This is a genomic window from Xenorhabdus lircayensis (genome assembly GCF_016306625.1).
Taxonomy (GTDB): Bacteria; Pseudomonadota; Gammaproteobacteria; order Enterobacterales; family Enterobacteriaceae; genus Xenorhabdus; species Xenorhabdus lircayensis.
On the sequence record NZ_JACOII010000042.1, the window covers coordinates 1 to 20,536 of the forward strand.

A 20,536-nucleotide genomic window follows, 5' to 3' on the forward strand; every position below is an offset into this window, starting at 1 on the left:
TCCGCACCGCCACCGTATTTAGGGGCGTAGTTCAATTGGTAGAGCACCGGTCTCCAAAACCGGGTGTTGGGAGTTCGAGTCTCTCCGCCCCTGCCAGTTAACAACTAAGTAATAATTCATATAGCTTTCAGATTAATAGCCCAGCTAAATTTAGCTGGGTTTTTTCTTGCTTATCATTTTTTCATATAATTTTAATCTCATTGCAGGCGTTATTCTTCTGCACATCATTATTCTCCCCTTTTTACCATAAAAGCTGTTTTCAGGTAGTTACAGGCGCTTTCTTGACAGGAATTTTTATTAACTGCTGAATAAGGGGTTGTTGGTCGCTGTTTTGCAGCCATATAGCATACAATGGTCGTTCTATTAACTCATTATCAGGTAAGGTTACGAGTTTTGGATCTTCTTCTTGCCAGTGCACAGGAAGGAAGGTGGAAGCATTTACACTATCCAATAATTCTCTGGCGATATGTGCCGATGTGGTTGTAATAATAGGTGGATGATCATTCTTTAAAATTTGTTGTTCCTGCTGATGGAAGTCAGCCCCCCACTCCAATTTAATGTAATTTTCAACGCCTTTTTCGAGATTATGCCGGGTTGTTGATAAAATAAGCTGGATATTACCTATTAACTGACTTTGGAATTCATCCATTTTTGGTGGTTCTGTGGTAATTAAGAGGTCCAATTCACGAGAATGCAATTGCTTGACTAGCGACTGGCGTGTAGAAATCAGAGATTCGATCCTCGTTTTCTGATGGAGCTGGTAAAACGTATTCAGCCAGGAAGTTAGATAACCTTCCCACAGGGATGCTGTAGCACCGATAGAGAGTTTTGTATGCTGGGCAACATAGTTGATTTCTTTCTTCGCTAATTGCCAAGTATTCATTAGTGATTCTGCATAGGGTACAAGGCGTTCTCCGGCCGCAGTTAGGCGGATATTATTGCGATGCCGTGTGAATAAATTGGTACCCAACTGATTTTCTAGTTGGCGGATTCGAAAGCTAACAGCGGATTGTGTTAGATAAAGCGATTCAGCTGCCCGACCAAAGTGACGAGTCTTACTGACTTCCAAAAAGGTTTTCAGTAATTCGGTGTCCACATGCATCTCCAATAGTTTTTGTCGTTAAGATTTAAATATTTTGTTTTACAGAATGTCAAGCCTCCCTAATACTCCGCGCCATAATTAGTATGACATTAGAGTTAGGAGTGTGTCAGATGGCTGAAAGCTTCATCACGACTAATCGTTTTTTTGATAATAAAAATTATCCACGAGGATTTTCCCGTCATGGTGATTTCACCATCAAAGAAGCCCAATTACTAGAACGTCATGGTCATGCGTTCAATGAATTGGATCTTGGTAAACGTGAACCTCAAACAGAAGAAGAAAAACTGTTTGTTGCAGTTTGCCGTGGTGAACGTGCACCTGCAACGACAGAAGAAAAGGTATGGACTAAGTATTTGGCAAAAATCAGCCGTCCAAAACGTTTTCATACTCTTTCCGGCGGAAAACCGCAGATAGATTCTACAGAGGACTATACCGATACTGATGATTAATACCATCATTGATATTAATGATCTATCAAGAGGGGCGAAATCGCTCCTCTTCTAATTTATCTAGATTGTTTCTGTAGTTGAATAAGTAACCTATCTATACATCGATAGCTGAGCGCTTCCATAATATCTGGTTTTTCTATTCTTTTTTGTTCTTTTAAGTCTGCAATTGTACGGGAAACCTTGAGTATTCTGTGCCAGGCTCGTATGGATAACCCCAATTTCAATAAAGTATTTTCCAGAAAAACTGCATCTTCCATTCTAAGTTTGCAAATATTTTCAGTTTGTTTGCTATTGAGATGAGCATTAATATGCCCATATCGCTCTATTTGTATTTTTCTGGCGGTTTGTACCCGTTTTTTGATCTCATGGCTACTTTCGCCATGTTTTGTTGACGATTGGCTTAAAATACCAGGCGGAAGCAGGGGAACTTCAATAGAGAGATCAAAACGATCTAAAAAAGGGCCTGAGAGTTTGGAAAGGTAGCGCAATATTTGTTGTGGGCTACTTCGGTTATGTAACCCCTGATGATAGCCTGTTGGGCTTGGGTTCATGGCTGCAATCAGTTGAACTTGAGCGGGGAAACAGACTTTTGCCTTTGCGCGGGATATCACTATTTCGCCGGACTCCAATGGTTCACGCAGAGCATCAAGGACACTTCGATTGAATTCAGGTAATTCATCCAGAAATAATACGCCATTATGTGCAAGGGAAATTTCCCCTGGCTTAGGTATTGAACCCCCACCAACGAGAGCCGCCATTGATGAACTGTGATGAGGGGCTCTAAATGGGCGTGTATGCCATTTTTGAGGATTAACAGGAGAACCGATTAGACTATTGATTGCAGCGACGTCCAGAGCCTCCTGATGCGTTAATGGCGGCAATAGAGTACGTAAACGGCTGGCAAGCATGGTTTTGCCTGTTCCTGGCGGGCCGAGTAGCAGAAGATTATGGCCGCCAGCTGCTGTGATCTCCAATGCTCGCTTGGCTTGCTCCTGTCCAATAATGTCCTGTATATCCAAAACACACGGTTCGGTCTGTAGTTCAATGGGAGGAGGAGAGGGTAAAATGGCTTTTTCTCCCTGCAAGAAATGGCATACTTGAAGTAAGTGATTTGCCATCAATGTTTCATTCTGGGATAAGATTGTCAGTTCAGCTTGATTCTCTGAGGAGAGAATAAGTTGCCTTCCTGCCCTTTTTGCACTCAATGCAGCGGGAATAGCTCCCATGATCCGTCGTATTTCACCAGAAAGCGCTAATTCCCCTAAAAATTCATAATTATGTAGCTTATCTGTCGTGATTTGCTCTGATGCTGCCAAGATTGCGATAGCAATAGGTAAATCATATCTTCCCCCTTCTTTGGGAAGATCTGCTGGGGCTAAATTGACGGTAATCCTTTTGGGAGGATAAGTAAAACCACTGTTGATCAGAGCACTCCTGACACGATCTCTGGCTTCTTTAACCGTTGTTTCAGGCAAGCCAACGAGAGTTAGACCGGGTAAGCCATTACTGATATGTGCTTCTATTATGACAATGGGGGAATCAATACCAATTGTTGCCCGTGTATGAATAACGGCGAGTGTCATGGTGCTCTCCTTAGCAATAAAGCTGCTATCATGAATCGATAAAAAATAATAAAAAGTCGCCTTTTGTTATTTTGAGAAAAAGCTCGTAAATATATTGATCATTGTGACTATCCCGAAAACCATTTTGTTATTTAGATTCCAATAATAACTTTATGTTATTTATGAATATTTTTTCAGTTTTAGATTATTCTGATAAAGAGAATGAATATTATACGGATAGCATTGCTTTTCAATTATCCAATTGTCTATATATAAATTTTATTAACTAATTTTGTGATTGCATTTTGTTAATGGTAACCACCATTAACAAACAATATTGGTTTTGCTCGTGTTTTTTGTTGCTCTATTGGTAGATAGATGATTAATTCGTTTTTTTATTATTTTATTTATTAATTATTTTATTAAACAGATAGATAGTGATTTTTTTGAGTGCAAAAGGAATAAATTCCAGTGAATTTATCTGCTTGCATTTCTATCTAAGTGAAAAATATAAATAAAATAATTTTGTTATGGAAAAATAAAAATAATTGTTGTCAACAACCATATAAAGTGATAACTCTTAAATATACGTCAAGCATACGAGTGAAAACGAACAGAATTATGAACACATTTGTCCTAGTGATTAGCCTAATTATTGTGAGTGTGGTGGTGATTATCCCACCGTGCGGGGTTGCACTTAGACGAAGGAAGGCTTAGAAGAAAACAGCCAGATTTCAAAAGACCCCCGCACCGAAAGGCGCGGGGGTTTTTTTTGGCACATTTTTGGATACATAGAAACGAACATAACAAAGCATCACAACAACCAATTACAAGGTAAACACAACAGGGGAGAACGGCAATGAACGGGGCACAATCGGTTGTAGAAGCGTTACGAACGCGGGGAATTGAAAAAGTTTTCGGTTATCCCGGCGGAGCTATCATGCCAGTTTATGATGCGCTGTATGACGGGGGCGTCGAACACGTATTATGCCGTCATGAACAAGGTGCTGTTATGGCAGCAATCGGTTATGCAAGGGCGAGTGGCAAGCCGGGAGTTTGTATCGCGACATCAGGGCCAGGTGCGACAAATTTAATCACTGGATTGGCTGATGCACTGTTGGATTCTGTTCCTGTTGTGGCTATCACTGGCCAAGTAAGTTCTGAATTTATCGGGACGGATGCCTTTCAGGAAATCGATATTTTGGGAATGTCCCTTTCCTGTACAAAGCACAGTTTTCTTGTTGATTCGCTGGAAAAGCTACCCCAAATCATAGCTGATGCCTTTACCATTGCTATGAGTGGTCGTCCCGGCCCTGTTCTGGTTGATTTACCGAAAGATATTCAGTTAGCTCAAGGTGCTCTTGCACCGTACCTGATGCCTGTATCCCCTAAATTCTCCCTCCCTAAGCAAGAGCTAGAGCAGGCGTGTCAACTATTAGAATCGTCTCGGAAGCCAGTTCTGTACGTGGGTGGTGGAGTTGGCATGTCTGGTGCAGTTCCTGAATTACGCCGTTTTGTTGCAGAAACAGGAATGCCCGTTGTTTCCACATTGAAAGGTTTGGGGGCTGCGGATTGTGAGCATAAATGCTATTTGGGCATGTTGGGAATGCACGGTACTAAAGCTGCCAATCTTGCGGTTCAATCCTGTGATTTGTTAATTGCTGCTGGCGCTCGTTTCGATGATCGTGTGACAGGAAAGCTGAATACCTTTGCACCTAATGCCAAAGTCATCCATTTAGATATTGATCCCGTTGAATTCAATAAATTACATCAGACTCATGTTTCATTATTGGGCGATTTAAAAACATTGTTGCCTCATTTGCAGCAAACTTTATCGATCCAAGACTGGCAACAAGAAATCAAAGAATTAAAAAACGAACATGTATGGCGTTATGACTATCAGGGCGAAAGCATTTATGCTCCGCTGCTGTTGAAACAAATTTCTGACCGTGCGTCGCCCAGCACTGTGATCACGACCGATGTTGGGCAGCATCAGATGTGGACGGCGCAGCACATGACATTCAGCCAGCCGGAGAATTTCATCACATCAAGTGGCTTGGGTTCAATGGGCTTTGGTATTCCAGCGGCGATTGGTGCTCAGATGGCACGTCCGGAAGATATGGTTATTTGCATATCCGGTGACGGTTCTTTCATGATGAATGTTCAGGAGTTGGGCACAATCAAACGCAAACAGTTACCGGTCAAAATGATCTTATTGGATAACCAGCGGTTAGGCATGGTTCGGCAGTGGCAAGAACTGTTTTTTGAAAAACGTTATAGCGAAACGATCTTAACCGATAACCCTGATTTTCTTACGTTGGCCCAAGCCTTTGGCATTCCAGGGCAGCGAATCACGGATAAAACTCAAGTGAGTGAAGCACTGGATGCTTTGTTTAGCAGCGAGGGAGCGTATTTATTACACGTATCCATTGATGAATTAGAGAATGTCTGGCCATTGGTTCCACCAGGCGCAAGCAACGACACCATGTTGGAGGAGTCATTATGATGCAGCATCAACTTGCTATTCAGGCACGATTTTGCCCTGAGATTCTGGAACGAATTCTGAGAGTTACCCGTCACCGTGGATTTCAGGTAAGCGCATTGAATATGGATCATGCAACAGATAGTGATAATGTAAGTATTGAACTCACAGTGACCAGCCAGCGTTCTGTCAATTTACTTTTTTCTCAACTGATGAAATTAGTGGATGTTGCTGGTGTCGAGATCCAACACAAAGAAGCACAATTAATAAGCGCATAGTGCGCAATTGAAGGAAAACTGAGAATGACAAAGCAAGCCGATTATATTTGGTTCAATGGGAAAATGGTGCCTTGGGCAGATGCTAAAGTTCACGTTATGTCCCACGCCCTGCATTATGGCACTTCAGTATTTGAAGGGGTTCGTTGCTATGACTCTCACAAGGGACCCGTTGTTTTTCGCCATCGTGAACATATGCAGCGCTTGCATGACTCAGCCAAGATTTACCGTTTTCCAGTAAGCCAGAGCGTTGATGAATTGATGGAAGCTTGTCGTGAAACACTTCGCAAAAATAAATTACTCAGTGCTTACATTCGTCCATTGGTGTTTGTTGGTGATGTTGGAATGGGAGTAAACCCTCCCGATGGTTATAAAACAGACGTCATTATTGCTGCTTTCCCGTGGGGAGCCTATCTCGGTGAAGAAGCTTTGGAGCAGGGCATTGATGCGATGGTTTCTTCATGGAATCGTGTAGCGGCAAATACGATCCCAACTGGCGCAAAAGCAGGAGGCAATTACCTCTCTTCCTTGCTGGTGGGAAGTGAAGCACGACGTCATGGTTATCAGGAAGGTATTGCGCTGGATGTGCATGGCTATGTTTCAGAAGGCGCGGGAGAAAACCTATTTGAAGTAAAAGATGGGATTTTGTTCACGCCTCCATTTACTTCATCTGCTCTGCCGGGGATCACCCGTGATGCCATTATCAAATTGGCGCAAGACCTTGGTCTGGAAGTTCGTGAACAGACACTTTCTCGTGAATCGCTCTACTTGGCGGATGAAGTATTTATGACAGGAACTGCCGCAGAGATCACACCTGTTCGTAGCGTAGATGGCATTCAGGTTGGTATTGGCAAATGCGGTTCTATCACCAAAAAAATCCAAAGCGCGTTTTTTGGCTTATTTGATGGTACGACAGAAGATAAATGGGGCTGGCTGGATCCAGTTAACCCTTCATAAAAAATACAAGACCCAACAGGCGGTCGTTCCCCGCCTGTTTTAATTGCTGAAGTTAATTAGATAAGACAGACATGGGAGTAAAAACAATGCCTAAATACCGTTCTGCCACGACAACACACGGCCGTAATATGGCGGGAGCCCGTGCTTTATGGCGAGCCACAGGTATGACTGATGCAGATTTTGGAAAGCCTATCATTGCGGTTGTTAATTCATTCACTCAGTTCGTGCCGGGGCATGTACATCTGCGGGATTTAGGTAAGCTGGTGGCTGAACAGATTGAGGCATCAGGGGGAGTTGCGAAAGAATTCAATACTATCGCTGTTGATGATGGTATTGCGATGGGGCATGGTGGAATGCTCTATTCACTGCCTTCGCGTGAATTGATCGCTGATTCGGTGGAATATATGGTCAATGCCCACTGTGCTGATGCCATGGTGTGTATATCCAACTGCGACAAAATCACACCAGGGATGCTGATGGCATCGTTGCGTCTGAATATTCCGGTTATTTTTGTTTCTGGTGGCCCAATGGAGGCGGGTAAAACACGCTTATCCGATCAGATCATCAAGCTGGATCTGGTTGATGCCATGATTCAGGGTGCCAATCCGAACGTCAGTGATGAACAGAGTGATCAAATCGAACGTTCGGCTTGCCCGACATGCGGTTCTTGTTCTGGGATGTTTACGGCGAATTCGATGAATTGTCTGACCGAAGCGCTGGGGCTTTCTCAGCCGGGCAACGGTTCACTGCTCGCTACACATGCGGATCGTAAAACTTTGTTCATCAACGCGGGTAAGCGCATTGTTGAATTGACCAAACGTTACTATGAAAAAAATGATGACAGCGCTTTACCACGTAATATCGCAACCAAAGCCGCATTTGAAAATGCCATGATATTGGATATTGCGATGGGGGGGTCGACTAACACCGTTCTGCATTTGTTGGCAGCAGCGCAGGAAGGTGAAATTGATTTTACTATGGCAGACATTGATCGCTTGTCTCGTCAGGTTCCTCATTTATGCAAAGTTGCTCCAAGCACCCAAAAATACCATATGGAAGACGTACACCGTGCTGGTGGCGTGATTGGCATCCTCGGTGAACTGGATCGTGCAGGGCTTTTGCATCGCGATGTGAAAAATGTTTTGGATTTGGATTTGCCACAAACCTTGGCTCAGTACGACATTATGCTGACAGAGGATAAAAGCGTTAAGAGCATGTATGCGGCGGGGCCAGCAGGGGTCCGTACTACTCAGGCCTTTTCGCAGGACTGTCGTTGGCCATCGTTGGATACCGATCGTGAGGCCGGGTGCATTCGTGAGCGCGCTCATGCTTATAGTCAGGATGGTGGTCTGGCGGTTCTGTTTGGTAACATTGCAGCGAATGGCTGTATCGTGAAAACAGCAGGCGTTGATGAAGGAAGTTTGACTTTCCGTGGCCTTGCCAAAGTTTATGAGAGTCAGGACGATGCAGTAGACGCGATTTTGGGCGGAAAAGTGGTTGCTGGCGATGTGGTCGTCATTCGTTATGAAGGGCCGAAAGGCGGCCCCGGCATGCAAGAGATGCTCTATCCCACCACCTATTTGAAATCGATGGGGCTAGGCAAAAGTTGTGCGCTGATTACGGATGGTCGTTTTTCAGGAGGTACATCAGGGCTATCCATTGGCCACGTCTCCCCAGAAGCGGCGAACGGTGGTTTGATTGGACTGATCCATGATGGCGATATCATTGATATTGATATTCCAAACCGTAAAATTCAGCTGGATGTTGCTGAAACAGAACTTGCTGAACGTACACAGGCTGAATTATCTCGCGGAGATAAGGCATGGACACCTAAGTCCCGAGATCGTCAGGTTTCTTTTGCATTGCGAGCCTATGCTTTGCTGGCGACTAGCGCTGACAAAGGTGCTGTGCGCGATAAAACCAAACTGGGGAGCTGATTGTGGCAGTTTATCCCCTGAATACTGAACCCAACGGGGCGGAATATCTCAAAGCCGCATTGAGTGCACCGGTTTATGATGTTGCTCAAGTTACTCCGTTACAGGAAATGAAAAAAATCTCTGCTCGTTTAAATAATACGATTTTGGTTAAACGGGAAGATCGCCAGTTGGTGCACAGTTTCAAATTGCGTGGCGCATACGCGATGATTGCTGGTTTGACGGAAGATCAAAAAACTAAAGGTGTGATTACGGCTTCTGCGGGTAATCATGCCCAAGGTGTTGCATTGTCAGCCAGTAAAGTTGGCGTAAAAGCCACCATCGTGATGCCGATAGCGACAGCGGATATTAAGGTCGATGCAGTACGCAGCTTTGGTGGAGAAGTCCTGTTACACGGTGCGAATTTCGATGAAGCGAAGGCAAAAGCGATCGAGATGGCAAAAGAGCACGGCTACACTTTCATCCCCCCCTTTGACCATCCTGTCGTGATTTCTGGTCAGGCAACACTGGCGATGGAACTGCTACAGCAGGATGTCCATCTTGATCGCATCTTTGTTCCGGTTGGTGGTGGCGGATTGATTGCGGGCGTCGCGGTTCTTATCAAACAACTTGTACCTGAAATGAAAATCATTGGCGTGGAAGCCGAAGATTCCGCTTGTCTGAAAGCAGCATTAGAAGCTGGACATCCGGTTGATTTACCAAGAGTAGGGTTGTTTGCGGAAGGTGTGGCAGTGAAACGCATTGGCGATGAAACATTCCGTTTATGCCAGCAATATGTCGATGATGTCATTACGGTGGATAGTGATGCCATTTGTGCCGCCATGAAAGATATCTTCGACGATGTCAGGGCGATTGCGGAACCTTCCGGTGCGCTGGCATTGGCGGGCTTGAAGAAATATGTCCAACAACATCAGATTCAGGGAGAACGGCTGGCGCATATTCTTTCTGGCGCCAATGTGAATTTTCATGGCTTACGTTATGTTTCAGAACGCTGCGAACTGGGAGAACAGCGCGAAGCCTTGTTGGCGGTTACCATTCCTGAACAAAAAGGCAGTTTCCTGCATTTTTGCCAGATCTTGGGAACACGTGTAGTAACAGAATTCAGCTATCGCTATTCGGATGCCACCGATCCAAGTAAAGCCTGCATTTTTGTCGGAATCAGATTGAGTCGTGGAAATGCTGAACGCCGTGAAATTATTGAAGAATTGAAAGCATCGGGATATCAGGTCGCTGATTTTACTGATGATGAAATGGCGAAACTGCACGTCCGTTACATGATAGGTGGCAGACCATCTAAGCCATTGCAGGAACGGTTGTTTAGTTTTGCCTTTCCTGAATCTCCGGGGGCTTTGCTGAAATTTTTGCAGACACTGGGTACTCACTGGAATATCACTCTGTTTCACTACCGTAGCCACGGCACGGATTATGGTCGTGTGCTGGCTGCTTTTGAGCTTTTAGGGCCGGAAGTACGTTTTGAGCGCCATTTGGATGCGCTGGGCTATGAATATCATGATGAAACGGATAATTCCTCGTTTAAATTATTTTTGACTTAAAAGAAATAATAAAAGATAGCACCTTAATAGGGTGCTATTTTACTGGTCTTACTCTTTATTTTTATTATTTCTGGCCGTGATTGTAGGATGGGCCAGCCATATCAAAAACAGCATCATCAGGAAAAGAAATGCGAATAACCAATAAACTTCATTGGCAGCAATAATGAACCCCTGATGAGTGATCTCGCGAGTCAACTTACTGCTAATTTGTGTATGTGACAGGCCAAGTTGCTGCATATTTTCATAGGATTGTGTCGCAATGGGATTATAAGGTGTTATGGCTTGTGTTAGTTGGACATGGTGAACTGACTCACGGTTCGACCAGATAGTCGTTGTGATGGATGTTCCCACTGATGTTGCCAGAGTACGCAGGAAATTGAACAAACTCACCGCAGAAGCAACTTTATCAGGCTTAATATTGGATAAAATGATGGCATTCAGTGGCATAATCAAACAGGCGATGGCAAGGCCTTGTATAAACTGGGGCCAGGCTACGGCGGAAAAATCTATGGTTCGTTCGAAAGTATAAGCTCGCCAGAAGAAGCACAAGGCAAAAATAATAAAACTGGACATCACCAGATAGCGCATATCGACTTTTGAACCGAGACGACCAATAAGTGGTGCAAGAATTATCGGCATGATGCCTAACGGCGCCATGGCTAATCCTGCCCAAGTTGCGGTATAACCAAACACCCTCTGTAATAATTGAGGTTGCAGAACAAGCGTCCCGATGTGAAGTAAAAAAGCCAGACTGATGCATATGGTTCCAATCGTAAAATTACGGGATTTAAATAACGATAAATCTATGATGGGCTCGTTATCGGTCAATTCCCAGATAATCAAAAAAGTGAGACAAACCACCGCTATGATAGCTAATACAGTGATTTCTAATGAGTTAAACCAATCGAGCTCTTTTCCTCGGTCAAGCAACAACTGAAAACAGCCCACACCAGCGACTAATAAAACCAATCCCACAGCGTTAATTGAGCTAGCTTCTGTTTTAGTTTCCCGATCCTTGAGCAACATCCAAGTGATAGCGATAACAGCGAGACCGAACGGAATATTAATCAGGAATATCCATCCCCAGTGATAGCTATCACTGATCCAGCCACCGAGTATAGGGCCACAGACGGGGGCAACCACGATGGTCATTGACCACATCGCCAATGCCATATTGCGTTTTGGTTGGGGATAGTTAGCCTAAGCCTGCAGAGATAAATAAAAGTGTTGCAATGATTAGAGCCAGCTTACGTTTTGCTGTTTTCTCTGTAATCACTGACGATGTAGGCATTTTCTCTCCCACCATTTTTCCTATGGGCACAACTGAAAATAGGACTATTTATGTTTGTAGTAATTTGTCTAAATACCCTGATGTTGGTTTTAAATGACCTGAACAGAGATGTAGCTTAATGGTGAGGGATTTTTTTAATTGAATAAACTGGCTATCTTAGTGCCTTATAGGGGAGAGTATCAGGAAAGGCTGCGGTGGCGTTTTTTAATTCAGAGGGGCTGAATCCACATAACATCATACCGGTTCGGCTAAAGTGAGCACTATCAGAAAATCCGCTATGGAAAGCGAGTAGCGTCAGCGAATCTGGTGAATTTATTTTTTCAAGTGCGTGATGGAACCGTTTCCACAATAAATAACCACGGAAATTGGTTCTCATCTCCTGCCGAAACAAATGTAGAAATCGGCTTTCTGAGAGATGGATGTGATCGGATATTTCACTGGAGGAGATGATCTTAACGGGTAATTCTGTAATGAGTGTTGTCGCCTTTATAATGCGGAAATCCTGATAGCAATGACAGTCACCCGTATTATTTAACCAACGAATTAGGGCAAGAATGTCTGGTGGTATGTCTGACTGTAAACAGTAGATGAAATAATCTGCTATCAAACTAGCTGATTCTGATTCGAGGTAAACAATATCTGAATTTTTGATTTGATGTGATAGTAAATGATATAGGGGATGAGCGGGATCTATCAGGAAATTGAAACAGGGTTCACGTTCAGAATGCAATCGATGTTTAATATTGCCGGCGATAATAAAACCATATACTTGTTGCGATCCCTTCTCAGTATCAATTTTTATCTGTGAAGAATCATATGAGACACTCAATTGAATACAAGGATGGCGGTGCCACTCCGTTTTCATATTATGAGAAAGTACTAAATATTGTTTGTGATACTCATATAACCTGACAGCTTCAAGATATCTATCTATTTTGCGTCGCATATAGAGTGCCCTATTTTCGAATTACAGTTCCCAAGTTATAACAATTCCCAAAATGCCTTAACCAACGGCTCATTTAAACGCTTACTCAGCGTACAGACACCTAATTCAAACGGTTCGACCAGAGAAATACTCTCCAGTAGTGAGATGCGGTTGCGTACAGGTTCAGGGCTATTTTCGACGACAACCGCAGGGATCAGTGCAATCCCACAACCTAATGCCACCATGGAAACAATCGCTTCATGGCCGGAAACCGTTGCGTAAATCATGGGATGCAGGATCTTATGCCGACGTAACCAAAGCTCGATGCGCTTACGAGAAGGCCCGTGTTCGGGCAGAATAAAAGGAATGGTATTCCAGTCGGGGTGTTCCTGTATAGCGAGGGTTCTCACGGCACAGGGCAGGGAGGGTGCAATCAGTACCAGCGGCACTTCACCTATTTTGGTAAAACTGACATTATCAGGTAGTTTCTCCGGTTTGCCCGCAATACCTAAATCAGCAGCATCGGATTGAACTCTATCAACGGCGTCAGCGGCATCCCCCGTTGTCAGTTTGATTTCCACCAAAGGATGCTCTGTCCGAAATTTATCCAAGACTTGTGGAAGGTGGCTATACGCAGCAGTGACTGAACAGAACAGACGCAATTCTCCCGTCAGTGATGGGTTTTGGTGATTTAATGAATGCTGTAGCTGCTTATATTGCAGGAGCGTTTGCTGGGCAAATTGTTGTAGTTGTTCACCAGCAGTGGTTAGTTTTACTGTTCGGTTATCTCGCAGAAAGAGCGAATGTCCCAATAATTCTTCAAGGCGCTGGATTTGACGTGAAAGTGTGGATGGACTGACGTGCATGGCCTTGGCAGTTCGTCCAAAGTGACAACTTTCCGCAAGGTGTAAAAACAATTTTAAATCACGTAGATCCATCGTTTTTGAGCCTTTTGCCTAGAGACTTTTTTCTGTGAGAAGGTCTGTTGTATAAACTGCAATATAGTCTTGTCAATATATCAATTTAAGCAATGGCTTTCATGTCATATATTGTCTCTATGCAAACGACCTCACACCAATTATATCGGAGTCACCATGGCTAATTATTTTGATACGTTGAACTTGCGCCAGCAATTGGCACAGTTAGGCAAATGTCGTTTTATGACGCGGGAAGAATTTGCTGACGAGGCAGGGTATTTAAAAGGCAAGAAAGTGGTGATCATTGGCTGTGGTGCGCAAGGGCTAAACCAAGGTCTCAACATGCGTGATTCTGGTTTGGATATTGCCTATGCTTTGCGTAAAGAAGCGATTGATGAAAAACGCGCATCATGGCGTAAAGCAACCGAAAATGGCTTCAAGGTTGGCACTTATGAAGAATTAATTCCACAGGCCGATCTGGTTATCAACCTAACGCCAGACAAACAGCACTCTGCGGTAGTTCAGGCTGTTCAACCCTTGATGAAAGAAGGGGCGGCATTGGGCTATTCCCATGGTTTCAATATCGTCGAAGTGGGCGAGCAGGTACGCAAGGACATCACTGTTGTGATGGTTGCTCCTAAATGTCCGGGAACGGAAGTTCGCGAAGAATATAAGCGTGGATTCGGTGTTCCTACCCTGATTGCTGTGCATCCGGAAAACGATGCGAAAGGCGAGGGGATGGCGCTCGCGAAAGCGTGGGCAGCCGCAACGGGTGGTCATCGCGCTGGTGTTCTGGAATCGTCTTTCGTGGCAGAAGTTAAATCGGATTTGATGGGTGAACAGACCATTCTGTGTGGCATGTTACAGGCAGGCTCCTTGTTGTGTTATGACCAACTGGTTGCCGATGGCGCCGAACCGGGCTATGCCGGAAAATTAATTCAGTTTGGCTGGGAAACTATCACTGAAGCTCTGAAACAGGGTGGTATTACGTTGATGATGGACCGCCTTTCTAATCCAGCGAAATTACGTGCTTATGCTCTTTCTGAGCAGTTGAAAGCGATCTTGGCTCCGCTGTTTCAGAAACATATGGATGACATCATTTCCGGCGAGTTTTCTTCCACAATGATGGCAGATTGGGCGGATGACGATAAAAACTTACTGACTTGGCGTGAGGAAACCGGCAATACATTATTCGAAAATTATCCAGATTACACTGGCAACATTGGTGAACAGGAATATTTTGACCATGGTGTCCTGATGATTGCAATGGTGAAGGCTGGGGTGGAACTGGCATTTGAAACGATGGTAGATTCCGGCATTATTGAAGAGTCTGCTTATTACGAATCACTGCATGAGTTGCCGCTGATTGCGAACACCATTGCCCGTAAGCGCCTGTATGAAATGAACGTGGTGATTTCTGATACCGCGGAATATGGTAATTACCTGTTCTCTCACGTTGCGGTTCCCCTGTTGAAAGAAAAATTTATGGCAACTCTGCAAGCGGGGGATTTAGGGAAATCAGTTGCAGATCGTGGCATCGACAACGCACAACTACGTGATGTTAATGAAGCGATCCGTAACCATCCGATAGAAGTTATCGGCCATACTTTGCGTAGTTATATGACTGATATGAAACGTATTGCAGTCGGCGGATAAGATGATATTTATTCTGCCCGATAAAACAACTTCGGGCAGGATATGTTAATCTCTACAGGTTAAATCTCAGTTTCAGTTCATCAATGGCTTGACGTTGGAATGCTTCGAATCTCTCTTTCGGTTGTTGTGATTGAACCATGGCCAGAACAGGATCGTTGACTTCAGTGCGAATGCCACTTAATTCCTCCATAACGGCCAAACCACAGAAAGGCACATAGGCTTCGGAATATCCGCCTTCGTGAACCATCACCAGTTTGCCATGGCATAGCTCATCTGCTGCTTGTTGCACTTTACGGGTCATTTCGCGGAAACTGTCACTGTGCAATTGCATTCGGGCTAGTGGATCGTAGGCGTTGGCGTCATAGCCGCAGGCAACGATAATCAGCTCAGGTTGGTAATGTCGTAATGCAGGGAGCACAATTTGATCCATGGCATAGAGATAACTATTATGCCCGGCTCCGGCCATCAATGGGATATTGATATTGAAACCTTCACCCTTGCCAACACCGATATCTTCTTCGCCGCTGTAACCTCCGGGATAACAGCCATCCTGATGCAGTGAAATAGTCAAAACATCATCACGCTCCCAGAAGATATGCTGTGTGCCATTACCGTGGTGAACATCCCAGTCAATGACTGCAACTCGACCAACACCAAGTTGTTCTTTGGCGTTCTCAATGGCAAGGGCGATATTGGCAAGGAAGCAAAAGCCCATCGCTTGATCGGGTAGGCAATGGTGTCCGGGAGGACGGGAAAGGCTGTAGGCATTATCCAGTTCGCCTTGTAACACGGCTTCTACCGCAGCATAGGTGAGTCCGGCGGATAATTTGGCGATTTCATAACTGCCTTGCCCCATTGGTGCTTCAGGCCCTAATATTCCCCCACCATTATCACTCATGGACTTAAAACGCTGTAAGTAATCTTCGGGGTGAACGAGCATTAACGTTGCATCATTGAGCGGTTCAGCGCTGCGCAGTTGCAATGAATGACTTAAACCAGAAACATCCATTAAACTTTTCATTCTGCGTTTGGTTTCTGGTGACTCTGCATGCCCTGCACTATTGGGTTGCTGCACCCATCCACCAACGGGAAATACGATGACATGGGACAACCCAGAATTGTGCCAGAAACAGAGTTCATCAAAGAAAAATCCTGTCTTACGTTGCATTTACATCCCCCTTTTATTGATTTTATGTCAATGGTCAATAAGCGTAATGGTTGTTATAACACCAATGAAGTTAAAAAAATGCTATGTATTTCAATTAATAGAAAATCACTATTTATATATTTAGATAAAATAACTTAAACCCTTAGTGAAAAAGATATCTACTTAATTTATTACATTGCTTAATAACCAATTTTACTTCATTTAAAAAGGCTGGTGGTGATATTGGTTACGGATATCCAGCAAGGTAATGAATAATATATGACTTGGCTATCTATCTCTCCGGCGTGTTTAGATATAAGATGAAAGATGGTAAATAACAATGGGATGAGTGTAACTATGACTACGACCATTGGTTGATGTTTATTTGTGTGAAGGGTAGCAAAAAAGATAGGCATTTATTTATGGGTTAAGAGTATTTTTAGGAATTCCATTTCCCCTATTTTTTTATTAATCCGTTAAAAAATAAAAGGCAATTGTAATACGTATTGAAACCAAAAAAATAGTTTATATAGACACTCATCTTTATCTTGTCCTGTAATAATCCATTAACGTAAACAAAACCGTCTCTCAACCTTGCTTTCTGCTACAATTCTGCTCTCTGACCTTTCATCCTGATATAACCTTCGAAATAGTATGCGATTAAATCCAAGCCAACAACAAGCGGTTGAATTTGTCACAGGGCCTTGCCTGGTTCTGGCGGGTGCAGGCTCCGGCAAGACCCGAGTAATCACCAATAAAATTGCCCACCTGATCCGCTCTTGTGGTTATCAGGCTCGCCATATTGCGGCAGTCACCTTCACCAATAAGGCGGCACGTGAGATGAAAGAACGTGTGGCGCAGACCTTAGGCCGTAAGGAAACGAGAGGGTTGATGATCTCGACTTTCCATACCTTAGGATTGGAGATCGTCAAGCGTGAATACAAGGCGTTAGGCATGAAGAGCAATTTCTCACTGTTTGATGATCAAGATCAGATGGCCTTGTTGAAAGATCTTACAGAGGATTTACTGGAAGAAGATAAGGATCTGCTGCAAAAACTGGTCTCTAGCATTTCTAACTGGAAGAATGACTTAAAGTCACCAGAGCAGGTGGTTAGGGCGGCACATTCGGCGCAGGAGCACCAGTTTGCAGAGTGTTATCGACGCTATGATTTGCATCTGAACAGTTGTAACGTTCTTGATTTTGATGATCTGATTACCAAACCAACCCTGCTGTTAATGCGTGATAAAGAAGTCAGGGAGCGCTGGCAAAATAAAATTCGTTACTTGCTGGTGGATGAATATCAGGATACTAACACCAGCCAGTATCAACTGGTAAAACTGTTGGTTGGTAACCGAGCACGTTTTACGGTGGTTGGCGATGATGATCAGTCCATCTATTCATGGCGTGGTGCTCGTCCACAAAACTTGATCCTGCTGAAAGCCGATTTTCCTCAGTTGAATGTGATCAAGCTGGAACAAAATTACCGTTCATCAGGGCGGATATTGAAAGCGGCGAATATTCTGATTGCCAACAACCTCCATGTATTTGAGAAAAAACTTTTTTCGGAGTTGGATTATGGCGATCCACTCAGGGTGATCGAAGCCAACAACGAAGATCACGAGTCTGAGCGTGTTGTGGGAGAATTGATCGCTCATCACTTTATCAATAAAACCGAATATAAAGATTACGCCATTCTGTATCGTGGTAATCACCAGTCCCGTATCTTCGAAAAAATGTTGATGCAAAACCGTATTCCTTACCGAATTTCGGGGGGGGTATCGTTCTTTTCTCGGCCTGAGATCAAGGACTTGCTCTCTTACCTGCGTGTCTTGACCAACCCTGAGGATGACAGTGCGTTTTTGCGTATCGTCAACACACCACGGCGAGAAATCGGGGCGGTGACGATCCAGAAATTGGGAGAGTGGGCCAATCAGCGTAATAAGAGTCTATATCAAGCCAGTTTTGACCTTGGTTTGGAACAGTATTTGGCTGGGCGTGGTCTGGCTGCATTGCAGCGCTTTACCCATTGGATGGATGAAATATTTCGTCAGGCGGAACGTGAACCACTACTGGCGGTGAGAGACTTACTGCGTGGTATGGATTACGAAAGCTGGCTGTATGAAACCTCACCTAGCCCCAAAGCAGCTGAAATGAGAATGAAAAACGTCAATCAACTCTTCACTTGGATGAGCGAAATGCTTGAGGGAGATGACTTGAATGAACCGATGACCCTTTCTCAAGTGGTGGCACGTTTTACTCTGCGAGATATGTTGGAGCGGGGTGAGGAAGATGAAGAGTTGGATCAAGTTCAACTTATGACGTTACATGCGTCTAAAGGTTTGGAATTTCCTTATGTTTTTCTGGTTGGTATGGAAGAAGGTTTGTTGCCGCATCAGAGCAGCATCGATGAAGACAATATTGAGGAAGAGCGCCGCCTGGCTTATGTCGGCATTACGCGTGCGCGGAGAAAACTCTTTTTCACGTTTAGCAAAGAGCGTCGTCAATATGGTGAACTTATCCGCCCCGAACCAAGCCGATTCTTGCTTGAGTTGCCACGGGATGATTTGGACTGGCCACAGGGTAAGAGGGTGATCAGTGCAGAAGAACGAATGAAACAGGGGCAGTCACGCCTTGCTGACATTAAATCGCGTTTGGGGCTTGGGCAGAAAAACACCGATAAGTAAGCCGATGAGAACCCTGTATTCGTGATGGATACAGGGTATGGGTACAAAGTAAAGGGTCAGCCTAGACGAGAATTATTTTGCTCTTCAAGGAACAACGACCATTGGATATAACTCTGCCACTTCATTTCCTGCTGCAATGCTTCAGCCCTGAGTGGGTGCTGTATCTGCCATTGGTAAGGCAAGGTAATAATGAGAGTTTCATTTTCCACCTGTAACCGTAAAGCAGGCAACGTTTCATCCCGTCGGCGGCTGGCGAAAATAATCGCGAGACGTAATAAGCGACATAACCGTTGGGCTTGCAACGATGGTAAGGCATTTTGCTGACTGAGTGATGCTAACTCCACAGGGCCGCTTTGATTTTTCAACAGGGTAGCCAGCAGACGTTTTTGGGCGGGGGTATAACCGGGCAGTTCCAAATGGTTGATCAGATAAGCGGAGTGCGCTGGACCCTGACGAAAATCAATGAACAGGCCTATTTCGTGGAGTAAACATGCACTGGTCAATAATTCTCGGCAACGGTCATCCAACGCCCATGGCTTGGCAATTTGCTGGCAAAAATATTTGGCCAATTGCCTGACACGCTGTGCCTGCTCAATATCCAGTTGAAAGCGATGCTGAATATTAAGTAGGGTTCTTGCGCGAATATCTTGTTCAACCGGTAAATTCAGCATCCCGTAAACCAGACCTTCACGTAATGCCCCCCCTGCCAGTGTCATGCTTTCGATGTTCAATGCTTGAAAAATGGCTATTAAGATTGCCAATCCACTTGGAAAAACCAGTGCCCGTTCCAGTGTCAGCCCATCGATTTCTAGCTCTTCCAGCTTACCGCGCTCAATCGCTTGATGCTTAAGTTGTTGAAGCTTAGACAGTGTGATCCGCTCATCCATGCCTTGAGCGATCATGATTTCCTGCAAAGCCTGTACCGTGCCGGAAGCGCCTACGCAAATTTGCCAGCCCTGCTCAAGCAGTGTAGGGGTGACCGAACTGAGAATATCATGGGCGGCAGATTCTGCTTTGGCAAAGTTTTCTTCTGTCAGACTGCGATCATTGAAATAGCGCTCCAGCCAAGTGACACAGCCCATTTCAAGGCTGAATAGCTGATTGGCTTTGGCTCCGGTGCCTGTTACTAGCTCTGTACTGGCACCACCAATATCCACGACAAGCCTCTTTTCAGGCCCACCAGTGGTGTGAGCAACACCTTGATAAATCAGCCGAGCCTCTTCTTCACCACTGATGATATTTACTGGGTTGCTCAATATTTCTGAGGCCTTCCCGATAAATTCAGCCGAATTTGCTGCAAGCCGCAAAGTTGCTGTAGCAACAACATGGATCTGCGTGGCAGGAATATCCTGCAAGTATTCGGAAAAGAGTCGGAGGCATTGCCATCCCCGTTCCATTGCCTGTTGTGATAAATGGTTATTTTTATCCAACCCAGTGGCCAGCCTGACCTTGCGTTTGAGGCGGGTGACTACTTGAATACTGCCGGATACTTCACGGACAACCAGCATATGGAAACTGTTTGAGCCTAAATCGATAGCGGCATAGAGCGAAGAAGAACTCAGCATAATGTTTATTCCAGCATGTATTATTTCAGCATCGAG

Annotated in this window: 15 protein-coding genes, 1 tRNA gene and 1 pseudogene; 10 read left to right on the plus strand and 7 right to left on the minus strand. The window is 44.5% G+C overall.

Annotated elements, in window-relative coordinates; translation table 11 throughout:
• The first annotated feature begins 20 nt into the window (after nt 1-20).
• Nucleotides 21-96, plus strand: a tRNA-Trp gene (locus H8A87_RS12475).
• Between the two features lie 163 nt (nt 97-259).
• Here H8A87_RS12475 and hdfR read toward each other — a convergent pair.
• A complete protein-coding gene (hdfR, locus tag H8A87_RS12480) occupies nt 260-1,096 on the minus strand; it encodes an HTH-type transcriptional regulator HdfR (protein WP_198690287.1) in 837 nt (278 codons plus the stop codon).
• Between the two features lie 116 nt (nt 1,097-1,212).
• Here hdfR and H8A87_RS12485 point away from each other — a divergent pair, with 116 nt between their 5' ends.
• On the plus strand, nt 1,213-1,551 hold the full coding sequence (locus H8A87_RS12485) for a DUF413 domain-containing protein (RefSeq protein ID WP_198690288.1): 339 nt from the start codon (nt 1,213-1,215) through the stop codon (nt 1,549-1,551).
• 56 nt (nt 1,552-1,607) lie between these two features.
• Here H8A87_RS12485 and H8A87_RS12490 read toward each other — a convergent pair whose 3' ends face one another.
• The gene (locus tag H8A87_RS12490) at nt 1,608-3,134 is read right to left on the minus strand and encodes a YifB family Mg chelatase-like AAA ATPase (RefSeq protein ID WP_198690289.1); all 1,527 of its coding nucleotides are present in this window, start codon (nt 3,132-3,134) and stop codon (nt 1,608-1,610) included.
• Between the two features lie 600 nt (nt 3,135-3,734).
• Here H8A87_RS12490 and H8A87_RS12495 point away from each other — a divergent pair.
• The 6 genes from H8A87_RS12495 to ilvA all read left to right on the plus strand — a co-directional run bounded on the left by H8A87_RS12495 (nt 3,735) and on the right by ilvA (nt 10,314).
• Complete coding sequence (locus H8A87_RS12495; protein ID WP_198690290.1) at nt 3,735-3,830, plus strand: IlvGEDA operon leader peptide; 96 nt, start codon at nt 3,735-3,737, stop codon at nt 3,828-3,830.
• Between the two features lie 142 nt (nt 3,831-3,972).
• A complete protein-coding gene (ilvG, locus tag H8A87_RS12500) occupies nt 3,973-5,619 on the plus strand; it encodes an acetolactate synthase 2 catalytic subunit (RefSeq protein WP_198690291.1) in 1,647 nt (548 codons plus the stop codon).
• The gene (ilvM, locus tag H8A87_RS12505) at nt 5,616-5,873 is read left to right on the plus strand and encodes an acetolactate synthase 2 small subunit (protein ID WP_198690292.1); all 258 of its coding nucleotides are present in this window, start codon (nt 5,616-5,618) and stop codon (nt 5,871-5,873) included. Before ilvG ends, ilvM begins: the two co-directional genes overlap by 4 nt.
• Nucleotides 5,874-5,897: 24 nt before the next feature.
• Entirely contained in the window at nt 5,898-6,827 is a 930-nt protein-coding gene (locus tag H8A87_RS12510; protein WP_198690293.1) for a branched-chain amino acid transaminase, read from the plus strand.
• An 86-nt stretch (nt 6,828-6,913) separates the two neighbouring features.
• Nucleotides 6,914-8,764: a dihydroxy-acid dehydratase gene (gene ilvD / locus H8A87_RS12515; RefSeq protein ID WP_198690294.1), complete on the plus strand. Its 1,851-nt coding sequence runs from the start codon at nt 6,914-6,916 to the stop codon at nt 8,762-8,764.
• Nucleotides 8,765-8,766: 2 nt separating this feature from the next.
• A complete protein-coding gene (gene ilvA, locus H8A87_RS12520; RefSeq protein WP_408646915.1) occupies nt 8,767-10,314 on the plus strand; it encodes a threonine ammonia-lyase, biosynthetic in 1,548 nt (515 codons plus the stop codon).
• Nucleotides 10,315-10,362: 48 nt separating this feature from the next.
• Here ilvA and H8A87_RS12525 read toward each other — a convergent pair.
• The 3 genes and pseudogenes from H8A87_RS12525 to ilvY all read right to left on the minus strand — a co-directional run.
• Nucleotides 10,363-11,511, minus strand: a pseudogene (locus H8A87_RS12525) (DHA2 family efflux MFS transporter permease subunit); the annotation flags it as partial.
• A gap of 245 nt (nt 11,512-11,756) precedes the next feature.
• Nucleotides 11,757-12,551, minus strand: a complete 795-nt coding sequence (locus H8A87_RS12530; protein ID WP_198690296.1) for an AraC family transcriptional regulator — start codon at nt 12,549-12,551, stop codon at nt 11,757-11,759.
• A gap of 35 nt (nt 12,552-12,586) precedes the next feature.
• Nucleotides 12,587-13,468, minus strand: coding sequence for an HTH-type transcriptional activator IlvY (ilvY, locus tag H8A87_RS12535; RefSeq protein WP_198690297.1), 882 nt, complete (start codon nt 13,466-13,468; stop codon nt 12,587-12,589).
• Between the two features lie 156 nt (nt 13,469-13,624).
• Here ilvY and ilvC point away from each other — a divergent pair, with 156 nt between their 5' ends.
• Nucleotides 13,625-15,103 (plus strand): ketol-acid reductoisomerase, encoded by a 1,479-nt coding sequence (ilvC, locus tag H8A87_RS12540; RefSeq protein ID WP_198690298.1) that lies wholly within the window; start codon nt 13,625-13,627, stop codon nt 15,101-15,103.
• Nucleotides 15,104-15,155: 52 nt separating this feature from the next.
• Here the strand turns inward: ilvC and H8A87_RS12545 are convergent, their stop codons facing one another.
• Nucleotides 15,156-16,271 carry a class II histone deacetylase gene (locus H8A87_RS12545; protein ID WP_198690299.1) on the minus strand — a complete coding sequence of 372 codons (1,116 nt, stop codon included), beginning with the start codon at nt 16,269-16,271 and terminating at the stop codon, nt 15,156-15,158.
• Nucleotides 16,272-16,904: 633 nt separating this feature from the next.
• On the opposite strand from H8A87_RS12545, the gene rep reads away from it, so the two are divergent.
• Entirely contained in the window at nt 16,905-18,935 is a 2,031-nt protein-coding gene (rep, locus tag H8A87_RS12550; RefSeq protein WP_198690300.1) for a DNA helicase Rep, read from the plus strand.
• 56 nt (nt 18,936-18,991) lie between these two features.
• Here rep and gppA read toward each other — a convergent pair whose 3' ends face one another.
• The gene (gppA, locus tag H8A87_RS12555) at nt 18,992-20,500 is read right to left on the minus strand and encodes a guanosine-5'-triphosphate,3'-diphosphate diphosphatase (RefSeq protein WP_198690301.1); all 1,509 of its coding nucleotides are present in this window, start codon (nt 20,498-20,500) and stop codon (nt 18,992-18,994) included.
• Nucleotides 20,501-20,536 lie beyond the last annotated feature (36 nt).

Coding starts and splice junctions, on each gene's coding strand:
- H8A87_RS12485 (WP_198690288.1), top strand. CDS start 1,213: ATGGCTGAAAGCTTCATCACGACTAATCGTTTTTTTGATAATAAAAAT.
- H8A87_RS12490 (WP_198690289.1), bottom strand. CDS start 3,134: ATGACACTCGCCGTTATTCATACACGGGCAACAATTGGTATTGATTCC.
- H8A87_RS12495 (WP_198690290.1), top strand. CDS start 3,735: ATGAACACATTTGTCCTAGTGATTAGCCTAATTATTGTGAGTGTGGTG.
- ilvG (WP_198690291.1), top strand. CDS start 3,973: ATGAACGGGGCACAATCGGTTGTAGAAGCGTTACGAACGCGGGGAATT.
- ilvM (WP_198690292.1), top strand. CDS start 5,616: ATGATGCAGCATCAACTTGCTATTCAGGCACGATTTTGCCCTGAGATT.
- H8A87_RS12510 (WP_198690293.1), top strand. CDS start 5,898: ATGACAAAGCAAGCCGATTATATTTGGTTCAATGGGAAAATGGTGCCT.
- ilvD (WP_198690294.1), top strand. CDS start 6,914: ATGCCTAAATACCGTTCTGCCACGACAACACACGGCCGTAATATGGCG.
- H8A87_RS12530 (WP_198690296.1), bottom strand. CDS start 12,551: ATGCGACGCAAAATAGATAGATATCTTGAAGCTGTCAGGTTATATGAG.
- ilvY (WP_198690297.1), bottom strand. CDS start 13,468: ATGGATCTACGTGATTTAAAATTGTTTTTACACCTTGCGGAAAGTTGT.
- ilvC (WP_198690298.1), top strand. CDS start 13,625: ATGGCTAATTATTTTGATACGTTGAACTTGCGCCAGCAATTGGCACAG.
- H8A87_RS12545 (WP_198690299.1), bottom strand. CDS start 16,271: ATGCAACGTAAGACAGGATTTTTCTTTGATGAACTCTGTTTCTGGCAC.
- rep (WP_198690300.1), top strand. CDS start 16,905: ATGCGATTAAATCCAAGCCAACAACAAGCGGTTGAATTTGTCACAGGG.
- gppA (WP_198690301.1), bottom strand. CDS start 20,500: ATGCTGAGTTCTTCTTCGCTCTATGCCGCTATCGATTTAGGCTCAAAC.